The organism is Pseudomonas sp. BNK-7, assembly GCF_048072025.1.
Taxonomy (GTDB): domain Bacteria; phylum Pseudomonadota; class Gammaproteobacteria; order Pseudomonadales; family Pseudomonadaceae; genus Aquipseudomonas; species Aquipseudomonas danubii.
Map to the genome: position 1 here is coordinate 2,311,814 of NZ_CP182252.1, position 20,901 is coordinate 2,332,714.

Annotated in this window: 18 protein-coding genes; 15 read left to right on the plus strand and 3 right to left on the minus strand. The window is 62.5% G+C overall.

The window, feature by feature from the left end; genetic code table 11:
- The first annotated feature begins 25 nt into the window (after positions 1–25).
- The 13 genes from ACMGF8_RS10645 (at position 26) to ACMGF8_RS10705 (ending at position 15,075) form a co-directional block, all read left to right on the plus strand.
- Positions 26–1,648 (plus strand): methyl-accepting chemotaxis protein, encoded by a 1,623-nt coding sequence (locus tag ACMGF8_RS10645; RefSeq protein ID WP_110596463.1) that lies wholly within the window; start codon positions 26–28, stop codon positions 1,646–1,648.
- A complete protein-coding gene (locus ACMGF8_RS10650) occupies positions 1,648–2,184 on the plus strand; it encodes a chemotaxis protein CheW (protein ID WP_110596464.1) in 537 nt (178 codons plus the stop codon). The genes ACMGF8_RS10645 and ACMGF8_RS10650 overlap by 1 nt, the downstream gene beginning before the upstream one ends.
- Positions 2,181–3,458, plus strand: coding sequence for a CheR family methyltransferase (locus tag ACMGF8_RS10655; protein WP_416759533.1), 1,278 nt, complete (start codon positions 2,181–2,183; stop codon positions 3,456–3,458). The genes ACMGF8_RS10650 and ACMGF8_RS10655 overlap by 4 nt, the downstream gene beginning before the upstream one ends.
- Positions 3,455–4,141: a chemotaxis protein CheW gene (locus ACMGF8_RS10660; RefSeq protein WP_102861330.1), complete on the plus strand. Its 687-nt coding sequence runs from the start codon at positions 3,455–3,457 to the stop codon at positions 4,139–4,141. The genes ACMGF8_RS10655 and ACMGF8_RS10660 overlap by 4 nt, the downstream gene beginning before the upstream one ends.
- Positions 4,138–6,456, plus strand: coding sequence for a hybrid sensor histidine kinase/response regulator (locus tag ACMGF8_RS10665; RefSeq protein WP_416759535.1), 2,319 nt, complete (start codon positions 4,138–4,140; stop codon positions 6,454–6,456). The genes ACMGF8_RS10660 and ACMGF8_RS10665 overlap by 4 nt, the downstream gene beginning before the upstream one ends.
- Positions 6,453–7,463: a chemotaxis response regulator protein-glutamate methylesterase gene (locus ACMGF8_RS10670; protein ID WP_110652336.1), complete on the plus strand. Its 1,011-nt coding sequence runs from the start codon at positions 6,453–6,455 to the stop codon at positions 7,461–7,463. Before ACMGF8_RS10665 ends, ACMGF8_RS10670 begins: the two co-directional genes overlap by 4 nt.
- Positions 7,464–7,511: 48 nt before the next feature.
- A complete protein-coding gene (locus ACMGF8_RS10675; RefSeq protein WP_102861333.1) occupies positions 7,512–8,513 on the plus strand; it encodes a response regulator in 1,002 nt (333 codons plus the stop codon).
- A gap of 237 nt (positions 8,514–8,750) precedes the next feature.
- Positions 8,751–9,846 (plus strand): peptide chain release factor 2 gene (gene prfB, locus ACMGF8_RS10680; protein WP_102861334.1). Its coding sequence is split into 2 segments (ribosomal slippage): positions 8,751–8,822 and positions 8,824–9,846, totalling 1,095 coding nucleotides; the frame shifts between segments, so codons are not numbered across the junction.
- Between the two features lie 92 nt (positions 9,847–9,938).
- A complete protein-coding gene (gene lysS, locus ACMGF8_RS10685) occupies positions 9,939–11,441 on the plus strand; it encodes a lysine--tRNA ligase (protein ID WP_207167126.1) in 1,503 nt (500 codons plus the stop codon).
- A gap of 105 nt (positions 11,442–11,546) precedes the next feature.
- A complete protein-coding gene (locus ACMGF8_RS10690; protein WP_416759538.1) occupies positions 11,547–12,263 on the plus strand; it encodes a TetR/AcrR family transcriptional regulator in 717 nt (238 codons plus the stop codon).
- Between the two features lie 243 nt (positions 12,264–12,506).
- Positions 12,507–13,784: a flavohemoglobin expression-modulating QEGLA motif protein gene (locus tag ACMGF8_RS10695; protein ID WP_102861337.1), complete on the plus strand. Its 1,278-nt coding sequence runs from the start codon at positions 12,507–12,509 to the stop codon at positions 13,782–13,784.
- 53 nt (positions 13,785–13,837) lie between these two features.
- On the plus strand, positions 13,838–14,752 hold the full coding sequence (locus tag ACMGF8_RS10700; protein ID WP_115582471.1) for an alpha/beta hydrolase: 915 nt from the start codon (positions 13,838–13,840) through the stop codon (positions 14,750–14,752).
- Positions 14,749–15,075 carry a hypothetical protein gene (locus ACMGF8_RS10705; RefSeq protein ID WP_016967760.1) on the plus strand — a complete coding sequence of 109 codons (327 nt, stop codon included), beginning with the start codon at positions 14,749–14,751 and terminating at the stop codon, positions 15,073–15,075. The genes ACMGF8_RS10700 and ACMGF8_RS10705 overlap by 4 nt, the downstream gene beginning before the upstream one ends.
- Positions 15,076–15,187: 112 nt before the next feature.
- Here ACMGF8_RS10705 and ACMGF8_RS10710 read toward each other — a convergent pair whose 3' ends face one another.
- The 3 genes from ACMGF8_RS10710 to ACMGF8_RS10720 form a co-directional block, all read right to left on the minus strand.
- Positions 15,188–15,976, minus strand: coding sequence for an OmpA family protein (locus ACMGF8_RS10710; RefSeq protein WP_102861338.1), 789 nt, complete (start codon positions 15,974–15,976; stop codon positions 15,188–15,190).
- 50 nt (positions 15,977–16,026) lie between these two features.
- On the minus strand, positions 16,027–16,440 hold the full coding sequence (locus ACMGF8_RS10715) for a DUF4398 domain-containing protein (protein ID WP_016967758.1): 414 nt from the start codon (positions 16,438–16,440) through the stop codon (positions 16,027–16,029).
- 284 nt (positions 16,441–16,724) lie between these two features.
- Positions 16,725–17,069 (minus strand): hypothetical protein, encoded by a 345-nt coding sequence (locus ACMGF8_RS10720; RefSeq protein WP_060837735.1) that lies wholly within the window; start codon positions 17,067–17,069, stop codon positions 16,725–16,727.
- A gap of 205 nt (positions 17,070–17,274) precedes the next feature.
- On the opposite strand from ACMGF8_RS10720, the gene ppc reads away from it, so the two are divergent.
- Both ppc and adk read left to right on the plus strand, forming a co-directional pair.
- Positions 17,275–19,905 (plus strand): phosphoenolpyruvate carboxylase, encoded by a 2,631-nt coding sequence (gene ppc / locus ACMGF8_RS10725; protein ID WP_102861339.1) that lies wholly within the window; start codon positions 17,275–17,277, stop codon positions 19,903–19,905.
- A gap of 289 nt (positions 19,906–20,194) precedes the next feature.
- Positions 20,195–20,842 carry an adenylate kinase gene (gene adk, locus ACMGF8_RS10730; protein ID WP_102861340.1) on the plus strand — a complete coding sequence of 216 codons (648 nt, stop codon included), beginning with the start codon at positions 20,195–20,197 and terminating at the stop codon, positions 20,840–20,842.
- The last annotated feature ends 59 nt before the right edge of the window (positions 20,843–20,901 follow it).

Below are 20,901 nucleotides of genomic sequence, written 5' to 3' on the forward strand. Positions count from 1 at the left end.
TTTTGAATGGCTTCGAGGACTGACTGTGAAGAACTGGACGTTGCGCCAACGCATTTTGGCGAGCTTTGCGGTGATTATTGCCATCATGTTGTTGATGGTCGTCGTCTCGTACTCGCGCCTGTTGAAGATCGAAGCCGGTGAAGAGCGCATGCGCAATGACGCAGTGCCCGGGGTTTATTTCAGTTCGATGATTCGCGGAGCCTGGGTCGACAGCTACCGACAGACGATGGAAATCATCGGGCTCAAGCGGGACCAGGGCATCAGCGCCCAAGACCAGGAAAACTTCAAGAAATATGAAGAAAACCTGCAGACTCAGATGGCCGGTTACCAGAAGTCCATCACCACTGAGGAGGATCGGATTGCGTTCGCGGCCTTCGAGAAAGACCATCAAGAGTTCAATCGCGTCATGGCCCAGGTGCTGGACCTGCACCTGCGGAACCAGAGTGCTGAGGCGATCCGCTTGTTCAACGAGCAACTGACCCCGCTCTGGATCAAGGGCCGCATCAAGCTCAACGAGCTCATCAGTTTCAACAAGCGCATAGCTGATTCTGCCACCCATGCCATCGACGATGCCGTGGCCGCAGCCAAGGTTGGGATGGGCGTGTCGTTGCTGGTGGCGATTTTCGTCGCTGGTCTATGTGGCCTGCTGTTGATGCGGGCGATCATGGCGCCGATGAATCGCATCGTGAGCATTCTCGAAATCATGCGCACCGGTGACCTCAGCGGCCGTTTGAACCTGGAGCGCAAGGACGAGTTCGGCGCGGTGGAAACCGGCTTCAACGACATGATGACCGAGCTCACCGCCCTGGTATCGCAGGCCCAGCGTTCGTCGGTGCAGGTCACCACGTCGGTGACTGAGATTGCCGCCACCTCCAAGCAGCAACAGGCCACCGCCACCGAGACCGCCGCCACCACCACGGAAATTGGTGCCACTTCGCGGGAAATCGCCGCAACATCCCGGGATCTGGTGCGCACCATGACTGAAGTATCCAGCGCCGCCGATCAGGCTTCGGTGCTTGCCGGTTCCGGCCAGCAAGGCCTGGCGCGCATGGAAGACACCATGCATTCGGTGATGGGCGCCGCGGACCTGGTGAACGCCAAGCTGGCGATCCTCAATGAGAAGGCCGGCAACATCAATCAGGTGGTGGTGACCATCGTCAAGGTTGCCGACCAGACCAACCTGCTGTCGTTGAACGCCGCCATCGAGGCGGAGAAAGCCGGCGAGTACGGTCGCGGCTTTGCCGTGGTGGCCACTGAAGTGCGACGTCTGGCGGATCAGACCGCCGTCGCCACCTACGACATTGAACAGATGGTCCGTGAGATCCAGTCGGCGGTGTCGGCGGGGGTCATGGGCATGGACAAGTTTTCCGAAGAGGTGCGTCGCGGCATGGCCGAGGTGCAGCAGGTGGGTGAGCAACTGTCGCAGATCATCCATCAGGTCCAGGCGCTGGCGCCTCGGGTGCTGATGGTCAATGAAGGGATGCAGGCCCAGGCCACCGGCGCCGAGCAGATCAACCATGCCCTGGTGCAACTGGGGGATGCCAGCAGCCAGACTGTCGAGTCCCTGCGCCAGGCCAGCTTTGCCATTGATGAGCTGAGCCAGGTGGCCGTGGGCCTGCGCAGCGGCGTCTCGCGTTTCAAAGTCTGATGGATGAGTTCGCGCACAAGCGCAGCGCCGCAGCCGGGGCGCGCAGTGCTCTGTTCCTGGTGTTCCGCATCGGTCAGGAGCGCTATGCACTACAGGCCGTTGACGTGGTGGAGGTGTTGCCGCGCCTGCAGCTCAAGCCCATTGCCCAGGCACCGTCCTGGGTCGCCGGGGTCTTTGCCTATCGCGGGGTGGTGGTGCCGGTCATCGACCTGTGCGAGCTGACGTTCGGGCGTGCGGCGCAGTTGCGTACCAGTACCCGTTTGGTGCTGGTGCACTACCGTGGCGACGGCTCCCAGCCACCCCGAGTGCTGGGTTTGTTGCTGGAGCAGGCCAACGACACGTTGCGCTGCGACCCCCAGGAATTCCAGCCCTATGGCCTGGACAACCGCCAGGCGCCGTATCTGGGGCCGGTGCGTGAAGACGCCCAGGGGCTTTTGCAATGGGTGCGGGTCGATGACTTGCTGAGCGCGCAGGTGCGGGAGTTGCTGTTTCCGGCCGAGCCTCTGGACCCGGCGTCGCTTGAGGAGCCTCGATGAGCGACGAACAACGGTTTTTCGACTTTCTCAAAGAGCGAATCGGCCTGGACGTCGCCTCGGTGGGCCCGGCGATCATCGAACGCGCGGTGCGCCAGCGCAGCAATGCCCTGTATGCCCGCAGCAGCGATGAGTACTGGCAAAAGCTGCAAGGCTCGCGGGACGAACAGCAGGCCCTGATCGAGGCGGTGATCGTTCCGGAAACCTGGTTTTTCCGTTATCCGGAATCCTTCGCCACCCTGGTCAAGCTGGCCAAGGAACGTCTGTCACAGATCAAGGGCATGCGCGCCTTGCGCCTGTTGAGCCTGCCCTGTTCCACCGGTGAGGAGCCTTACTCGATTGCCATGGCTCTGCTGGATGGCGGCCTGGCTCCCCATCAGTTCAAGGTCGACGGCCTGGACGTCAGCCCGTTGTCAGTGGAGCGGGCCCGGGGGGCGGTCTATGGCAAGAATTCCTTTCGTGGCCAGAACACCGAGTTTCGCGAGCTGCACTTTTGTGCCGAGGGTGATCGTTATCGCTTGAGCGAGCGGGTTCGCGAGCAAGTACGGCTGCAGGTGGGCAATGTCCTGGATCCGGGCTTGCTGGCCAGCGAGCCGCCTTTCGACTTTGTCTTCTGTCGCAACCTGCTGATCTATTTCGACCAGCCGACCCAGCGTCAGGTGTTCGAGGTGCTCAAGCGCCTGACCCATGAAGAGGGGGTGCTGTTCATCGGGCCTGCAGAGGGCAGCCTGCTGGGGCGGCTGGGCATGCGTTCGATTGGCATTCCCCAGTCCTTTGCCTTCAGCCGGCACAGCGAGCCCGAGCCTGCACCGGCTCCCGTGGCCTTGCCTCAGCCCTTGTCCTTGCCCCTGCCGCCTCGCAGCTCGGTGCCTGCGGTGCCGCGCCAGCGCCCCTTTGCCGTCCGTGCAGCCCCGGCCCCGGTGGCCGAGAGCACGCCGCCGGACAGCGATGCCGCGAGCCTGCTGGCCAACATTGCCGCCTTGGCCAATGAGGGCAAGAGTGCGCAAGCCCGTGCCGCCTGCGAGCGCTATCTGCAGCAGCATGAACCTGTGGCCCAGGTGTTCTATTGGCTGGGGCTGCTCAGCGATGTGGCCGGCAACGCCATGGAAGCCCAGGGTTTCTACCGCAAGGCCCTGTACCTGGCTCCCCAGCACCCTGAAGCCCTGGCGCACCTGGCGGCGCTGCTGGCATCCCAGGGCGATGTCGCCGGAGCCCAACGATTGCAGGAGCGCGCTGCCCGCAGCACTCGCTCTGCCGACAGTGAGTTGAAACGATGAGCCATTCCTACTCATTGGACGTGACCCGTGAAGATGCGCAGGCCATCGACGATTGCTGGAACCGCATCGGCATCCACGGCGACAAGTCCTGCCCCCTGCTCGCCGAGCATATCCATTGTCGTAACTGCGCGGTCTACTCCGCCGCTGCTACGCGCCTGCTGGACCGCTATTCGTTGCGTCAGGAGGACCGGGAACACGCGCTGAACCTGGAGGCCGACAGCGATGTGGTCACCCGTTCGCTGCTGATGTTCCGTCTCGGCGAGGAGTGGCTGGGACTGGCGACCCGGTGCCTGCTGGAGGTGGCACCGCTGCAGGAAATCCATTCCTTGCCTCACCAGCGTTCCCGGGCGTTGCTGGGGGTGGCCAACGTGCGCGGGGCCCTGGTGGCCTGTCTGTCGTTGACCGAACTGCTGGGCCTGGATGGCACACCGGTGGTCGCTGCTGCCGGGCGGGTCATGCCGCGGATGCTGATCATTGGGGCCGAGGGCGGCCCGGTGGTGGTGCCGGTGGATGAGGTGCATGGTATCCATGCCCTCGATGAACGCCTTCTCAACGCTGCCTCGCTCTCCGGAGAACAGGCCAATGCCAAGTACACCCGTGGCGTGCTGCAATGGCAGGGACGTAGCCTGCGCTTGCTGGATGAAGAGCAACTGCTCTTGGCCGTGACCCGGAGCCTGACATGACCCCCGATCAAATGCGCGATGCCTCGTTGCTGGAACTGTTCAGCCTGGAAGCCGAGGCCCAGACCCAGGTACTCAGTACCGGGCTGCTGGCCCTGGAGCGCAATCCGACCCAGGCCGACCAGTTGGAAGCCTGCATGCGTGCCGCCCACTCGCTCAAGGGCGCGGCGCGGATTGTCGGGGTCGATGCCGGGGTCAGCGTTGCCCATGTGATGGAGGATTGCCTGGTCAGTGCCCAGGAAGGGCGACTGTACCTGCAGCCCGAGCATATCGACGCCCTGTTGCAGGGCACTGACCTGTTGATGCGGATTGCCAGTCCCGGGGGCACCGAGACCGTGGCGCCGGATGTTCCGGGCTATGTGGCGTTGATGGAGCAGTTGCTGGCTCATGGACCGGGGGCGCCAAGCGTGCCGGCCCAGGCCAGCGCCGCGCCAGAGCCACAGTTGGAAGCACCAGTGGCGCCCATGGCGCAGTTGCCGAGGGAACTGGAGCCCTTGCCGCCACCTAGCGATCCGGCCCTGGAGCCGGCAGTGAGCAGCGGGCGCCCAGGCAAGCGCATGACCGAAGGCGGCGAGCGGGTGCTGCGGGTGACCGCCGAGCGCCTCAACAGCTTGCTGGACCTGTCGAGCAAATCCCTGGTGGAAACCCAGCGGCTCAAGCCCTACCTGGTCACGATGCAGCGCCTCAAACGGATTCAGAGCAACAGCCTGACCGCCCTGGAAAACCTCAACCTGCACCTTAAGGAGCATGCGCTGAGCCTGGAGGCCCAGGAGGCACTGGCCGACGCGCGGCGCTTGCTGGCCGAGTCCCAGCAACTGTTGGCGCTGCAGACCGCCGAGCTCGATGAGTTCGGCTGGCAGGCCAGTCAACGGGCCCAGGTGCTTTATGACACGGCCCTGGCCTGTCGCATGCGGCCCTTTGCCGATGTCCTCACCGGTCAGGTGCGCATGGTCCGCGATCTGGGGCGCAGCCTGGGTAAACAGGTACGCCTGGAAGTTGAAGGCGAGAAAACCCAGGTCGACCGCGATGTGTTGGAGAAACTCGAAGCACCGCTGACTCACCTGCTGCGCAATGCCGTCGACCACGGCATCGAGCTGCCCGAGCAGCGCCTGCTGGCGGGCAAGCCGGCCGAAGGGGTGATTCGTCTGCGGGCCTCGCACCAGGCCGGTCTTCTGGTGCTGGAACTCAGTGATGACGGTAACGGCGTGGATCTTGAGCGCTTGCGCCAGAGCATTGTCGAGCGTCAGCTGTCGCCGGCCCCGACCGCCGCCCAGCTCAGCGAGGAAGAATTGCTGACGTTCCTGTTCCTGCCGGGCTTCAGCCTGCGGGACAAGGTCACCGAGGTTTCCGGACGCGGCGTCGGCCTGGATGCAGTGCAGCATATGGTGCGGCAGCTGCGTGGCGCGGTGGAGCTGGAGCAGACCAGCGGCCAGGGCAGCCGTTTCCACCTGGAAGTGCCCTTGACCCTGTCGGTGGTGCGCAGCCTGGTGGTGGAGGTCGGCGACGAGGCCTACGCCTTTCCGCTGGCCCATATCGAACGCATGTGCGACCTGGAGCCCGAGTCCATCGTCCAGGTGGAAGGGCGCCAGCATTTCTGGCACGAGGGGCGGCATGTAGGGCTGGTGGCCGCCAGTCAACTGTTGCAGCGGCCGGCGACCGAGACCAACGCGCCGACTCTCAAGGTGGTGGTGATTCGCGAGCGCGATGCGGTGTACGGGATCGCCGTGGAACGCTTTATCGGCGAGCGCACCCTGGTGGTGCTGCCGCTGGATGACCGCCTGGGCAAGATCCAGGATATTTCCGCCGGGGCCCTGCTCGATGATGGTCGGGTGGCGCTGATCGTGGATGTCGAGGACATGCTGCGTTCGGTGGACAAACTGCTCAATACCGGCCGCCTGGAGCGCATCGCACGTCATCACCAGCAGCATGCACAGGCTGCGCGCAAGCGTATTCTGGTGGTGGACGACTCACTGACGGTGCGAGAGTTGCAGCGCAAGCTATTGATCAATCGCGGCTACGATGTGGCCGTTGCAGTGGACGGCATGGATGGCTGGAATGCCTTGCGTTCGGAAAGCTTCGACTTGCTGATCACCGATATCGATATGCCGCGAATGGATGGAATTGAATTGGTCACACTCTTGCGTCGCGACAATCGCCTGCAGTCCCTGCCGGTGATGGTGGTGTCCTACAAGGATCGTGAGGAAGACCGGCGCCGTGGACTGGATGCCGGTGCCGACTACTATCTAGCCAAAGCCAGTTTCCATGACGACGCCCTGCTCGACGCAGTGGTTGAGCTGATTGGAGGAGCGCGGGCATGAAGATAGCGATAGTCAACGACATGCCCATGGCCGTGGAGGCGTTGCGCCGGGCCCTGGCCTTCGACCCCAGCCACGAGGTGGTGTGGGTGGCCACCAATGGCGCCGAGGCGGTGAAATACTGCGCCGAACTGACGCCGGACCTGATTCTCATGGACCTGATCATGCCGGTCATGGATGGTGTCGAGGCCACGCGGCGGATCATGGCCGAGTCGCCTTGCGCCATCGTGATCGTCACGGTCGACCGCCAGCAGAATGTGCACCGAGTGTTCGAGGCCATGGGCCATGGCGCCCTGGACGTGGTGGATACCCCGGCCCTGGGTGCGGGCAATGCCCAGGAGGCGGCGGCGCCGCTGCTGCGCAAGATCCTCAATATCGGCTGGCTGATCGGCCAGCGTGGCAGTCGGGTGCGCTCGGCGCCGGTGCCGCTGCGCAGTGGTGCGCCACGCCAGAGCCTGGTGGCCATTGGCTCCTCCGCTGGTGGTCCGGCGGCCCTGGAAGTGTTGCTCAAGGGCTTGCCAAAGGACTTTCCCGCCGCCATCGTGCTGGTCCAGCACGTTGATCAGGTGTTTGCCGCCGGCATGGCCGAGTGGCTCAGCAGCGCCTCCGGCCTGCAGGTACGGCTGGCCCGGGAGGGCGAGCCGCCGCAAAGCGGCACCGTATTGCTGGCAGGCACCAACCACCATATCCGCTTGTTGAAGAACGGCACCCTGGCCTACACCGCCGAACCGGTGAATGAAATCTACCGGCCCTCCATCGACGTGTTTTTCGAGAGTGTCGCCAGCTATTGGAATGGCGATGCGGTGGGGGTGCTGCTGACCGGCATGGGTCGCGATGGTGCCCAGGGCTTGAAGTTGATGCGCGATCAGGGTTATTTGACCATCGCTCAGGACCAGAACAGTAGCGCGGTGTATGGCATGCCCAAGGCGGCCGCTGCCATCGGTGCCGCCGCAGAGATTCGCCCACTGGACAAGATTGCTCCACGTTTGCTGGAGATATTTGCCAAATGACTGAAAAACGCAGCTGTCCTGGCCAGGTAGCAACTCAGGTGACAACCCATGAATGATTTACAGCTCGACGAATTCAAGACCGACGAAAACGCCGCGATGGTGTTGCTGGTGGATGACCAGGCCATGATCGGCGAGGCCGTTCGGCGTGGGTTGGCGAATGAGGAAAACATCGACTTCCACTTCTGCGCCGATCCTCACCAGGCCATCGCCCAGGCCATCCGCATCAAGCCCACGGTGATCCTCCAGGACCTGGTGATGCCAGGGCTGGATGGCCTGACCCTGGTGCGCGAGTACCGTAATCATCCGGCGACCCAGAACATCCCGATCATTGTCCTCTCGACCAAGGAAGACCCGCTGATCAAGAGTGCGGCCTTTGCCGCCGGGGCCAACGACTACCTGGTCAAGCTGCCGGACAACATCGAGTTGGTGGCGCGCATTCGCTATCACTCGCGCTCCTACATGACCCTGTTGCAGCGCGATGCGGCCTACCGTGCGTTGCGGGTCAGCCAGCAGCAATTGCTGGACACCAACCTGGTGCTGCAGCGACTGATGAACTCCGACGGCCTGACCGGGCTGTCCAACCGTCGGCACTTCGACGAATACCTGGAACTGGAATGGCGTCGGGCAATGCGTGAGCAGAGCCAGCTGTCGTTGTTGATGATCGACGTCGATTACTTCAAGACCTACAACGATACCTTCGGCCACCTGGAGGGGGATGAAGCCCTGCGCAAGGTGGCCACGGCGATTCGTGAAGCCAGCAGCCGGCCCTCGGACCTGCCGGCGCGCTACGGCGGCGAAGAGTTCGTGCTGGTGCTGCCCAATACCTCGCCGGGCGGGGCGCGACTGGTGGCGGAGAAGCTGCGCCAGACCGTGGAAGCCCTGAAAATCCCTCATATCGTGCCGGTGGAGGGCGCCAGTCTGACCATCAGCATCGGTCTTTCCACGGTAACGCCGCAGCCCAACAGCCATTGTCGACAGTTGATTTCGGCGGCGGACAAGGGGCTGTACCTGGCGAAGAACAACGGTCGCAACCAGGTAGGGATCGAGTAGCGGCTCTGGGGGGGGCGGCTCATGGCCTGCGGGTAGCGGGCTGGCCCCGGCTGCCTTTCGGACCCGGGCGCAGGTGGATCAGGGTGGTAAAATGGCGCCTGCGCGCGAATCTCAGTGGTTCGCTCACTGAAATTAGATGGTCGATTGGCCTCTAAAGCCGCTAAGCGGGCTGCCGTGATTCGGTGATTCCGTTATAATCTCCGGCTTTCAAAAGTTCGCCAACGAGTGCCGCCCCCCATGGAAATCAACCCGATCCTGAACACCATCAAGGACCTGTCCGAGCGCTCCGAAACTATTCGGGGGTATCTTTGACTACGATCAAAAGCATGAGCGTCTGACCGAGGTCAATCGCGAGCTTGAAGATCCGAGTGTCTGGAACAAACCCGAATACGCCCAGGAACTGGGCCGCGAGCGCGCTGCGCTGGCACAGATCGTCGAGACCCTGGACGAGCTGAACGGCGGTCTGGCCGATTGCCGCGACCTGCTGGATATGGCGGTCGAAGAAAACGACGAAGGTGCGGTGGGCGATGTGGTCGCCGAACTGGCCCGTCTCGAGGAAAACCTCGCCAAACTAGAATTCCGCCGCATGTTCAGCCACGAAATGGACCCGAACAACGCCTACCTGGACATCCAGGCCGGTTCCGGCGGTACCGAGGCCCAGGACTGGGCCAACATCCTGCTGCGCATGTACTTGCGCTGGGCCGACAAGCGCGGTTTCGAAGCGACCATCATGGAGCTGTCGGCCGGTGAAGTCGCCGGGATCAAGGGCGCGACCGTGCACATCAAGGGCGAATACGCTTTCGGCTGGCTGCGCACCGAGATCGGCGTGCACCGCCTGGTGCGCAAGAGCCCGTTCGACTCCGGCAACCGTCGCCACACTTCGTTCTCGGCAGTGTTCGTCTCGCCCGAGATCGATGACAAGGTGGAAATCGAAATCAACCCGGCCGACCTGCGGATCGATACCTATCGCTCCTCCGGTGCCGGTGGTCAGCACGTAAACACCACCGACTCGGCTGTGCGTATTACCCACGTACCGACCAACACCGTGGTCAGCTGCCAGAACGAACGCTCCCAGCACGCCAACAAGGACACCGCCATGAAAATGCTGCGGGCCAAGTTGTACGAGCAGGAAATGCAGAAGCGCAACGCGGCTTCCCAGGCCCTGGAAGACACCAAGTCGGATATCGGCTGGGGTCATCAGATTCGCTCGTACGTGCTCGACGCGTCGCGGATCAAGGACCTGCGCACCAACATCGAACGCAGCGACTGCGACAAGGTGCTCGACGGCGACATCGACGAGTACCTGGAAGCCAGCCTGAAGTCCGGCCTGTAAAACCCTGTAGGAGCCGGGGGGACGAAGAGTCCTTCCCCGGCGCCCCCCGGCCGCAGGCCGGGGGCAACGAACCTGATGGAAAATCTAAAGACATGAGCGACCAACAACTCGACCCGCAAGCCCTGCAACAGGAAGAGAACTCCCTGATCGCCCTGCGCAAGGAAAAGCTTGCTGCCGAGCGCGCCAAGGGCAATGCCTTCCCGAACGACTTCCGCCGCGAAAACTACTGCCAGGACCTGCAGAAGCAGTACGCCGACAAGACCAAGGAAGAGCTGGCGGAGGCTGCAATCCCGGTCAAGGTTGCCGGTCGCATCATGCTCAACCGTGGCTCGTTCATGGTGATCCAGGACATGACCGGGCGCATCCAGGTCTACGTCAACCGCAAGACCCTGTCCGAAGAGACCCTGGCCGCGGTGAAAACCTGGGACATGGGCGACATCATTGCCGCCGAAGGCACCCTGGCCCGTTCCGGCAAGGGTGACCTGTACGTTGAAATGACCCACGTGCGCCTGCTGACCAAATCGCTGCGTCCGCTGCCGGACAAGCACCACGGTCTGACCGACACCGAGCAGCGCTACCGCCAGCGCTACGTTGACCTGATCGTCAACGAAGACGTGCGCCAGACTTTCCGCGTGCGTTCGCAAGTCATTGCCCACATCCGCAGCTTCCTGATGAAGCGCGACTTCCTCGAAGTCGAAACGCCGATGCTGCAAACCATTCCTGGCGGCGCCGCGGCCAAGCCGTTCGAGACTCACCACAACGCCCTGGACATGGAAATGTTCCTGCGCATCGCGCCTGAGCTGTACCTGAAGCGGCTGGTGGTTGGCGGGTTTGAAAAAGTGTTCGAGATCAACCGCAACTTCCGTAACGAAGGCGTTTCGACTCGTCACAACCCTGAATTCACCATGTTGGAGTTCTACCAGGCCTACGCCGACTACGAAGACAACATGGACCTGACCGAAGAGCTGTTCCGTGAACTGGCGCAGCTGGTGCTGGGCAGCACCGACGTGCCTTACGGCGACAAGGTGTTCCACTTCGGCGAGCCGTTCGCCCGTCTCTCGGTGTTCGATTCGATCCTCAAGTACAACCCTGAACTGACGGCCGATGACCTGAATGACATCGACAAGGCTCGCGCCATCGCCAAGAAGGCCGGCGCCAAGGTGTTGGGCTTCGAAGGTCTGGGCAAGTTGCAGGTGATGATTTTCGAAGAGCTGGTGGAGCACAAGCTGGAACAGCCGCACTTCATCACCCAGTACCCGTTCGAGGTGTCGCCGCTGGCCCGTCGCAACGACGAGAACCCCAACGTCACCGACCGTTTCGAGCTGTTCATCGGCGGCCGCGAGATCGCCAATGCCTACTCCGAGCTCAATGACGCGGAAGATCAGGCCGAGCGCTTCATGGCCCAGGTGGCCGACAAGGACGCCGGTGACGACGAAGCCATGCACTACGACGCCGACTTCGTCCGTGCCCTGGAATACGGCATGCCGCCCACCGCCGGTGAAGGCATCGGTATCGACCGTCTGGTGATGCTGTTGACCAACTCGCCGTCGATTCGCGACGTGATCCTGTTCCCGCACATGCGGCCGCAAGCTTAAGTGTTGTGAATAAGAAGCCGCCTTTAACAGGCGGCTTTTTATTGTCTGGTTGGAACTGACGTACCGCTTCTAATTCTGTGTGATTTTCAAGAGGGAATATCTGTCGTGAACCGCGCAATTGCTCAAGAAGGTGCAGCCGGCATAGCCACTGCGGTGGCTGAAAGTGTTCAGTACCAGGGGCGCAAGGCCAGCCGGCAGGGCAGTGAGCAGCGTAGACAGGACATTCTTGATGCCGCCATGCGCATTGTGGTGCGTGACGGCGTGCGGGCCGTGCGCCATCGCGCGGTGGCCGCCGAAGCCGGTGTGCCCTTGTCGGCCACCACCTATTACTTCAAGGATATCGATGACCTGCTCACCGATACCTTCGCTCAGTATGTGGAACGCAGCGCGGCGTTCATGGGCAAGCTGTGGGCCAACAACGAAGGGTTGCTGCGGGAAATGGTCGCCTACGGTGATGGCAGTCCGGCGTCTCGCTCGCAGCTGGCCGACGACATCGCACTGCTGACCGCCGACTATGTGCAGCGCCAGTTGAGCACCCGCCGTGAGCACCTGATGGCCGAGCAGGCCTTCCGCCAGGAAGCCTTGCTCAACCCGCGCCTGGCGCAGCTGGTGCGTTCGCACCAGCAGATCCTGCTCCACGGCACCTGTCAGTTCTTTGAGGTCTTGGGCTCGCGGGAGCCGCAGCAGGATGCCAAGGTGTTGACGTCTATAATCGGCCGGATGGAGTATCAGGGCCTGCTCAACGGCGCTGAGCCGCTGGCGGAGGAAGAGATGCTCGGCATTCTCACCCGCTACATGCATCTGGTTCTGGCTTCGGTCTGACGCGCCCCACACGGCTGACTGGCTGCGGCCTGTCGGCCGGGGCCCACGCCAGGGGCTACAGTCATTCTGGTGTTCAAAGGAGAGTTGCATGCAAGCCTGGCGCATTCTGATTGCCCCGTCGTTCCTGCTGCTCAGCGGTTGCCAGATGCTCTTCAAGGACCCGCTGCCGGCTGAACAGACGGCGCCTGCCCAATTGCTGGGCAAGTGACCCCGCGCTACAGACCCATTCAATAGGAGTTTCGGGTGGACGATTACCAGCAGACGATACGCACTTTGTCCGATCGCATAGTGCTGGCCCAGACACCGATCCGGGTGCTGGATGCGGTGAAGTGGGACGAGAACATCCGCAAGGGCTTTCTCAAGGCCAAGGGCAAGGAAATGCCGGCGGTGGACCGCGCCTATTACGAAGGGCGACCGCTGTCCTTTGACTCTGGCGCGGTGAAACTGGAGTTCCAGAACATTGAGCGTGACATCACCCGCCAGTTGGGCCAGTTCAACCCGGTGGGGCAGATCATGCGCCGCATGTGCAAGGAATACCGCATGGTGGTGCGCATGCTCGAAGCCCGGGGGACCGCTGATTTCGGGCTGATTTCCCAGGAGCTTTACGGTGCCGCGTCCGACGCCTTCCACGCCGGTGATCCGACTCTGGCGGACCTCGGGCTGATGATGTCCGACTACCTGAACAACATCGACGGGCGTGGCGATCTCAAGGACGAACCCAAGACTCTCAGTGCCAAGGAAGCGGTGAGCCTGCTGCAAAGCCGGTTGAACAAAGTGTTCGGCGAGGCCGAGGAAACCATCCGCGTATTCGAGTCCGATGGCATTGTCGCCGACGCGGCAGCGGGCGCCGACTACATCAAGATCCGCAGCGATGCGATGTTCAACAACCGGGACGTGCGGGCGCTGGAAGTCCATGAGGGGTTGGTGCATGTGGGCACCACCCTCAACGGGTTGAACCAGCCGATCTGCACCTTCCTGGCCAAGGGCCCGCCGTCGTCCACGGTGACCCAGGAAGGCCTGGCGATCCTGATGGAGATCATCACCTTTGCCTCCTACCCCAGCCGCCTGCGCAAGCTGACCAACCGCACCCGAGCCATCCACATGGTGGAGGAGGGCGCGGACTTTCTGCAGGTGTTCGAGTTCTTCCGTGAGCAGGGTTTCGAGATGGCCGAGAGCTACGGCAACGCCAGCCGGGTGTTCCGCGGTTCGGTGCCCAACGGGCTGCCGTTTACCAAAGACTTGTCCTATCTCAAGGGCTTCATCATGGTTTACAACTACATTCAGCTGGCTGTGCGCAAGGGCAAGCTGGAACAGATCCCCTTGCTGTTCTGCGGCAAGACCACCCTGGAAGACATGCGAACCTTGCGCCAACTGGTGGATGAAGGCCTGGTGGTGCCACCCAAGTACCTGCCCGACCAGTTCCGCGACATGAATGCGCTGTCGGCGTGGATGTGTTTCTCCAACTTCCTCAACCACCTGAGCCTGGATCGGATCGAGGCGGATTACTCCAATATCCTTTGAATTTTTCCGGGGGTGCACATGGACGTATTCATAGATACACGGATGGGCCGATGATGCGTTTGTTGGCCGCCCTGACGTTGCTGCTGTGCCTCACCGGCTGCAGCTCGTTGCTGTTCTATCCCGAGCCCGGGCTGCCCTTTACCCCCGAACGGGCCAAGCTCGAATACCGTGACATTACCCTGACCACCGCCGACGGCCTCAAGCTGCACGGCTGGTGGCTGCCGGCCAAACCGGGGGTGACCGTCAAGGGCACGGTGCTGCACCTGCACGGCAACGGCGGCAACCTGGCCTGGCACCTGGGGGGCAGTTGGTGGTTGCCGGAGCAGGGCTATCAGGTGCTGCTGGTGGACTATCGCGGCTATGGCTTGTCCGAAGGTGCGCCGAGCCTGCCGGCGATCTACCAGGACGTCGATGCCGCGTTCAAGTGGCTGGACCAGGCCCCGGAGGTTCAAGGCAAACCCTTGATCGTCCTCGGACAAAGCCTTGGCGGTGCCCTGGCCATTCATTATCTGGTGGAGCACCCCGAGCGTCAGGCCCAACTCAAGGCCATCGTCCTCGACGGCGTGCCGGCCAGTTATCGCGATGTCGGGCGTTATGCCCTGAGCACGTCCTGGCTGACCTGGCCCTTGCAGGTGCCTTTGTCGTGGCTGGTGCCAGACGCCGACAGCGCGGTTCACCTGCTGCCGCGCCTGACCGGGGTGCCGAAACTCATCTACCACAGCATCGATGATCCGATCGTGCCTCTTTCCAACGGCATCCGGGTGTATCAAGCTGCGCCGCCGCCGCGGGTCCTGCAACTGACCCGCGGCGGCCATGTGCAAACCTTTGCCGATCCGACCTGGCGCCGCGTGATGCTGCGCTACCTCGACGATCCGCAGCATTTCGACGGGTTGCGCCGCCTGGGGGAAATCCCCAACTACCCGGCGACGCCGAATTCAGCAGTTGAACCTCCAGAGAGTCCGCAATGAGTGAAGAACGCAACGCCATTCCCATGATCATCACCGGTATCTGCAGCATCATCGTTACCGTGGGCAGCCTGTGGTACTACGGCTACCTGCACTTCGCCAAACCGGAGGACGCGCTGCTGCTCAGCGACTTCACCATGCTCAAGACCGTGCCCGGCGAGGACTACAAGATCTCCCTGCAACCGGCCGATGAAGTGGCCCAGTGCATCGATGGCGTGCTGGTGTTGTTCGACACTCAGCAGAAGGGCTTGACCGGGGTGCTGGTGAACAAGAAGAAGCAAGCCGTGCGCTGCATGGGGCAAGAGACGCCGCAACTGCAGCAGTGATCGGTTTGCCGGCCAGCCGGTTCCCATCTGGATAACCGCATAAAAAAACGCCGCCGACCTGAAGAGGTCGGCGGCGTTTGGTTTTACCTGCCTATATAAGCAGGGCGCTCCATCAGTTGCGGCTGATGGCCGAACGTGGCGCTACCGGCTGGTTGTCGTTGGAAATGGTCACTTCCACACGACGGTTCATGGCACGACCGGAAACGCTGCCGTTATCGGCCACCGGATACTCCTTGCCGTAACCCTGGCTGACGATACGCGCCGGATCGACGCCCATGCGGATCAGGGCCATCTGCACCGAGCCGGCACGGCGCTCGGACAAGGACTGGTTGTAGGAGTCGCTGCCGGTGCTGTCGGTGTAGCCTTCGACGATCACCTTGCGGTCCGGGTTCTGCTGGAGGAATTGCGCCAGCTTGTTGATGTTCACCAGGCCGCTGGACTTCAGGTCGGACTTGTTGGTGGCGAACAGCACGTCACCAAAGGTCACCAGGGTGCCGCGATCGGTCTGCTTGGCGTTGAGGCTGTCCTGCAGTTGCTTGATCTGCGCGTCACGGGCTTCGAGGATGGCGCGGGCACGCTGGTCGCCGGCGTCCTTGAGCTTGGCTTCGGCGGTGCGCAGGGCAATGGTTTCCTTGGCCACTTCAACCCGCTGGTTGGTCAGATAGGCCAGTTGATCGACCTTCTTCTCGTCTTCCTTGTTCAGGTAGGCCTTGTCGGCCTTGTCCATCCAGTCGGCAGCGTCCTTGGTTTCCAGGGCCGCGACCTTGCTTGCCTGCGGGTTGGCTTGCAGGCCGGAGAAGTTGGTCCGGGCGTTTTCCAGGTTGGCGTTAGGCGGGGTGGAGCAGGCCGCCAGGGCTACGCTCATGGCCAACAGGGCAGGGATCATCACTTGTTTGCGCATAATGGTTCGTCCTTTCAATCAAATACGAGTACGTGGGAATCGGCGGCGGCTTACTGCACGCTGCGCATACCTTCCTGACGCAGTTCCTGAACGCCTTTCTGCGAATCTTTCAGCGCCTGTTCGGCCTTGGCGGCCTGGGCCTTGCGTTCGGCGACACGGGCATCCCACTCGGCTTGTTCAGCCAGGCGACGGGCTTCGTCGTACTTCTTGTCGTGCATGGCAATCTCGGCTTGCTTGAGCTTGTCCTGGGCCGACTTCATTTCCACGGCGGCGAATTCGGTGCCGCCTGCGCTCACTGCGCTGTTGACCGCAGATTGCGTAACCGCGTACTGCTCGGAAGGCGGGTTACCGGCACAACCGGCCAGTACCATGCTGCTACCGAGGGCCAGCGCGGCCAGTTTCAGCCCGCGCAGAGAGGTGAACGAGGATTTGGCAGTGCTGATCTTCATGGTCTTCAACTCCATTGGGTAACTCCTGAAAAACATCAATATCCATCCCGGTCCTGGCGCCGTGACGCTGAGTGACGGGCGCTGATGGCAAAATTTGAAACGGCCGTTCCAGTGATGGCTACTGGGTGTGACCCGAGGCTTTTTTGAATAGTTCAGAGAAAGATGGCGATTGGCCGGAAAAAAACTGACGACTCGGACAAGGCTCTAAATCGGGAACTTTTGCCGTGCAGCGGGGTATCCCCGGCCCTGTTCAGGGCCGGGGACGATGAAGTTCAACGGGAGTTGGAGAGGGCGCCGACTCAGTGTTTGGGCTTGTCGGACTGGCTGGCCATGAGCTGCAGATGCTGGCGTGACAGGGCCAGGAAACGCGGGGTCGGACCGATATCCTCGTAGAGCGGATCGCCTTCCTCGTCGGTGGCCACCACCTGCCGACCCTGAATGTAGGGGAAGCTGGCTTCCAGCTCTTCCAGGGCGGCGCCGATCAGTTCGCCGAGCAGTTCCTCGGTCTGGCGTTTGGGGTACATCTCGGAGAGGGCGGCCAGGCGGGCGGCGGCTTCCACGTCCAGGTGAATCCGGTAGGCGGTTTTGCTCAGGCGCCCCTTGGCGTTTTCTTCCCAATGTTGTGCCAGTTCACGGATTTTCATGTTGACCTCGATGAACGCCTGCTTGTGGCAGGTTGGGTTGAGTAACCGGCCGGAGCCGGTGCGTGGCCCTTGTGCGGCCTACCCTTGAGACTAGTCCCATCGGCCAGGGTTGGCCCGGGGTGAGGTTGCACGCTTGCTAAGGCAGGCGTGCAAGCGGCACTCTTGAGCCTTCCGTGCCGCCTTGAGTCTGCTGGAGAACACCTCGATGACCGATATTGATGCGCGCTTGCGCGAAGACGTTCACCTCTTGGGAGAACTGTTGGGCAATACCATCCGTGATCAGTACGGGGAGGCTTTCCTCGACAAGATCGAGCAGATTCGCAAGGGCGCCAAGGCCGATCGACGGGGCTCGCCCGGGGTCGAATTGAGTGCCAGCCTCGACCAGTTGAGCGAGGACGAACTGCTTCCGGTGGCCAGGGCCTTCAACCAGTTCCTCAACCTGGCGAACATTGCCGAGCAGTATCAGTTGATCCACCGCCGCGACGAGTCGCAGCCGGCGCCATTCGAGGCCCGGGTACTACCGGAGCTGCTGGCCCGGCTGCGGGCTGCAGGGCATTCTGCCGATGCTCTGGCCCGGCAGTTGGGGCGCCTGGAGATCGAGCTGGTGCTCACCGCTCACCCCACCGAAGTGGCGCGCCGCACCCTGATTCAGAAATACGATGCCATCGCCGGGCAACTGGCGGCCCAGGACCATCGCGATCTCACCAGCGCCGAGCGCGGGCAGATCCAGGAACGCCTGCAGCGCTTGATTGCCGAAGCCTGGCACACCGAGGAAATCCGCCGTACTCGGCCGACGCCGGTGGATGAGGCCAAATGGGGTTTCGCGGTGATCGAGCACTCCTTGTGGCAGGCCATTCCCAACTACCTGCGCAAGGCCGACAAGGCGTTGTTCGAGGCTACCGGGCTGCACCTGCCGTTGGAATCGGCACCGATCCGCTTCGCTTCGTGGATGGGCGGCGACCGGGACGGCAACCCCAATGTCACTGCCAGCGTGACCCGGGAGGTACTGTTGCTGGCGCGCTGGATGGCTGCCGACCTGTACTTGCGGGACGTCGATCACCTGGCCGCCGAACTGTCCATGCAACAGGCCAATGCGGCCTTGCTGGCCAGGGCCGGGGACAGTGCCGAGCCGTATCGGGCGTTGCTCAAGCAATTGCGCGAGCGTCTGCGGGCCACCCGTAACTGGGCGCACGCAGCGCTTGGCGCTCCGGTGCCGGCGGGGGCCGAGGTATTGCAGAACAACCGCGACCTGCTGGAGCCGCTGCAGCTGTGCTACCAGTCGCTGCATGAATGCGGGATGGGGGTGATCGCCGATGGCCCATTGCTCGATTGCTTGCGGCGGGCGGTGACGTTCGGCCTGTTCCTGGTGCGTCTCGATGTGCGTCAGGACTCCAGTCGGCACACTTCGGCCATGACCGAGATCACCGACTATCTGGGCCTGGGCCGCTATGAGGACTGGAGCGAGGAAGATCGCATCAGCTTCCTGATGCGCGAGCTGAGCAGTCGCCGTCCCTTGCTGCCGGGTTATTTCAAACCCTCGGCTGACACGGCGGAGGTGCTTGCTACCTGTCGCGAGATCGCCGTCGCCCCGGCGGCTTCCTTGGGTTCCTACGTGATTTCCATGGCGGGCGCGGCCTCCGATGTACTGGCGGTGCAGTTGCTACTCAAGGAGTCTGGGGTGCTGCGGCCGATGCGTGTGGTGCCGTTGTTCGAAACCCTGGCGGACCTGGACAACGCCGGGCCGGTGATGGAAAAACTGCTGCACATGCCGGGCTATCGCTCACGCCTGCAAGGGCCTCAGGAAGTGATGATCGGTTATTCCGACTCGGCCAAGGATGCCGGGACCACTGCTGCTGCCTGGGCGCAATATCGGGCGCAGGAACGGCTGGTGGATATCTGCCGTGAGCAACAGGTGGAGCTGCTGTTGTTCCATGGTCGCGGCGGTACTGTGGGTCGCGGCGGCGGTCCGGCCCACGCGGCGATTCTGTCGCAGCCTCCGGGTTCGGTGGCGGGGCGCTTCCGCACCACCGAGCAGGGGGAAATGATCCGTTTCAAATTCGGCCTGCCGGACATTGCCGAGCAGAACCTCAACCTCTATCTGGCTGCGGTACTGGAAGCCACCTTGCTGCCGCCGCCGCCTCCGGAGCCAGCCTGGCGTCACCTGATGGACGAGCTGGCCAGCGACGGGGTCCAGGCCTATCGCGCGGTGGTGCGGGACAACCCGCAGTTTGTCGAGTACTTCCGCCAGTCCACCCCGGAGCAGGAGCTGGGACGCCTGCCCCTGGGCAGTCGGCCGGCCAAGCGCCGGGCGGGTGGGATTGAAAGCCTGCGGGCTATCCCATGGATCTTCGGCTGGACTCAGACCCGCCTGATGCTGCCAGCGTGGCTCGGTTGGGAAGCGGCCTTGAGCAAGGCGCTGGCCCGAGGCGAGGGTGAGTTGCTGGGGCAGATGCGTGAGCAATGGCCGTTTTTCCGCACTCGCATCGACATGCTGGAGATGGTCCTGGCCAAGGCCGATGCCGATATTGCCCGTTCTTATGACGAGCGCCTGGTGGAAGCGGAACTGCTGCCATTGGGTGCGCATTTACGCGACCTATTGTCGCAGGCCTGCGCGGTGGTCCTGGGCCTGACCGGGCAGTCGCAACTGCTGGCCCACAGCCCCGACACCCTGGAGTTCATCCGCCTGCGCAATACCTACCTCGACCCGCTGCATCTGTTGCAGGCGGAGTTGCTGGCGCGCTCGCGCAAACAGGAGGCGCCGCAAGGAAGCCCCCTGGAACAGGCGCTGCTGGTCTCCGTAGCGGGTATCGCCGCCGGTTTGCGCAATACCGGCTGAGGTTGCAGAGGGCTGTCGGCCTGCTTTGGCACGGCCCTGATCGGGACAATCCCAAGGTGTCGCTCAGATTCATCTGGCGACACTTTGTTATGGGGTTGCGACTTGTTCTACCGTGCCGATGGGGCACAAAAGGGCCGGGTTCCTCCGACTTTCGACTGCTTGTGTGCGCTGTGTCGGCTGTGTATCTTGATCAGCCTTTGGCCGTTTGGGCGGCCACTATCCTATTTTTGAGATTGGCCCCACGAGGCGAATCCGAGCGTTTCTAAATAAAAAATTGAGGAGCACATCGATGCGCGTAATTCTGCTGGGAGCTCCCGGGGCCGGTAAAGGTACTCAGGCAAAGTTCATCACCGAAAAGTTCGGCATTCCACAGATCTCCACCGGCGACATGCTGCGTGCTGCGGTCAAGGCCGGCACCGAGCTGGGCCTGAAGGCCAAGAGCGTGATGGACAGCGGTGGCCTGGTGTCCGATGACCTGATCATCAACCTGGTCAAGGAACGCATCAGCCAGGCCGACTGCGTTAATGGCTTCCTGTTCGACGGCTTCCCGCGCACCATTCCTCAGGCCGAAGCGTTGGTCAAAGCCGGTGTTGAGCTGGACAACGTAGTAGAAATCGCTGTTGACGACGAAGAGATCGTCCAGCGTATTGCCGGCCGCCGGGTGCACGAAGCTTCGGGCCGGGTCTACCACACCGTTTACAACCCGCCGAAGATTGCCGGCAAGGACGACATCACCGGTGAAGACCTGGTGCAGCGCAAGGACGACACCGAAGAAACCGTGCGTCATCGCCTGTCGGTCTATCACTCCCAGACCAAGCCGCTGGTGGAGTTCTACCAGCAACTGGCCGCGGCTCAAGGCAAACCGAAGTACAGCCATATCCCTGGCGTGGGTTCGGTGGAAGTGATCACCGCCAAGGTGCTCGAAGCCCTGAGCTGAGTTGCCTGATCGTTTGATCGTTCAACGGCCCGCTTGCGGGCCGTTGCTGTTTATAATGC

What these genes read in the sequence shown, in the direction of transcription:
- ACMGF8_RS10650 (WP_110596464.1), top strand. Translation starts at nt 1,648, where the DNA reads ATGGATGAGTTCGCGCACAAGCGCAGCGCCGCAGCCGGGGCGCGCAGT.
- ACMGF8_RS10655 (WP_416759533.1), top strand. Translation starts at nt 2,181, where the DNA reads ATGAGCGACGAACAACGGTTTTTCGACTTTCTCAAAGAGCGAATCGGC.
- ACMGF8_RS10660 (WP_102861330.1), top strand. Translation starts at nt 3,455, where the DNA reads ATGAGCCATTCCTACTCATTGGACGTGACCCGTGAAGATGCGCAGGCC.
- ACMGF8_RS10665 (WP_416759535.1), top strand. Translation starts at nt 4,138, where the DNA reads ATGACCCCCGATCAAATGCGCGATGCCTCGTTGCTGGAACTGTTCAGC.
- ACMGF8_RS10670 (WP_110652336.1), top strand. Translation starts at nt 6,453, where the DNA reads ATGAAGATAGCGATAGTCAACGACATGCCCATGGCCGTGGAGGCGTTG.
- ACMGF8_RS10675 (WP_102861333.1), top strand. Translation starts at nt 7,512, where the DNA reads ATGAATGATTTACAGCTCGACGAATTCAAGACCGACGAAAACGCCGCG.
- lysS (WP_207167126.1), top strand. Translation starts at nt 9,939, where the DNA reads ATGAGCGACCAACAACTCGACCCGCAAGCCCTGCAACAGGAAGAGAAC.
- ACMGF8_RS10700 (WP_115582471.1), top strand. Translation starts at nt 13,838, where the DNA reads ATGCGTTTGTTGGCCGCCCTGACGTTGCTGCTGTGCCTCACCGGCTGC.
- ACMGF8_RS10705 (WP_016967760.1), top strand. Translation starts at nt 14,749, where the DNA reads ATGAGTGAAGAACGCAACGCCATTCCCATGATCATCACCGGTATCTGC.
- ACMGF8_RS10710 (WP_102861338.1), bottom strand. Translation starts at nt 15,976, where the DNA reads ATGCGCAAACAAGTGATGATCCCTGCCCTGTTGGCCATGAGCGTAGCC.
- ACMGF8_RS10715 (WP_016967758.1), bottom strand. Translation starts at nt 16,440, where the DNA reads ATGGAGTTGAAGACCATGAAGATCAGCACTGCCAAATCCTCGTTCACC.
- ACMGF8_RS10720 (WP_060837735.1), bottom strand. Translation starts at nt 17,069, where the DNA reads ATGAAAATCCGTGAACTGGCACAACATTGGGAAGAAAACGCCAAGGGG.
- ppc (WP_102861339.1), top strand. Translation starts at nt 17,275, where the DNA reads ATGACCGATATTGATGCGCGCTTGCGCGAAGACGTTCACCTCTTGGGA.
- adk (WP_102861340.1), top strand. Translation starts at nt 20,195, where the DNA reads ATGCGCGTAATTCTGCTGGGAGCTCCCGGGGCCGGTAAAGGTACTCAG.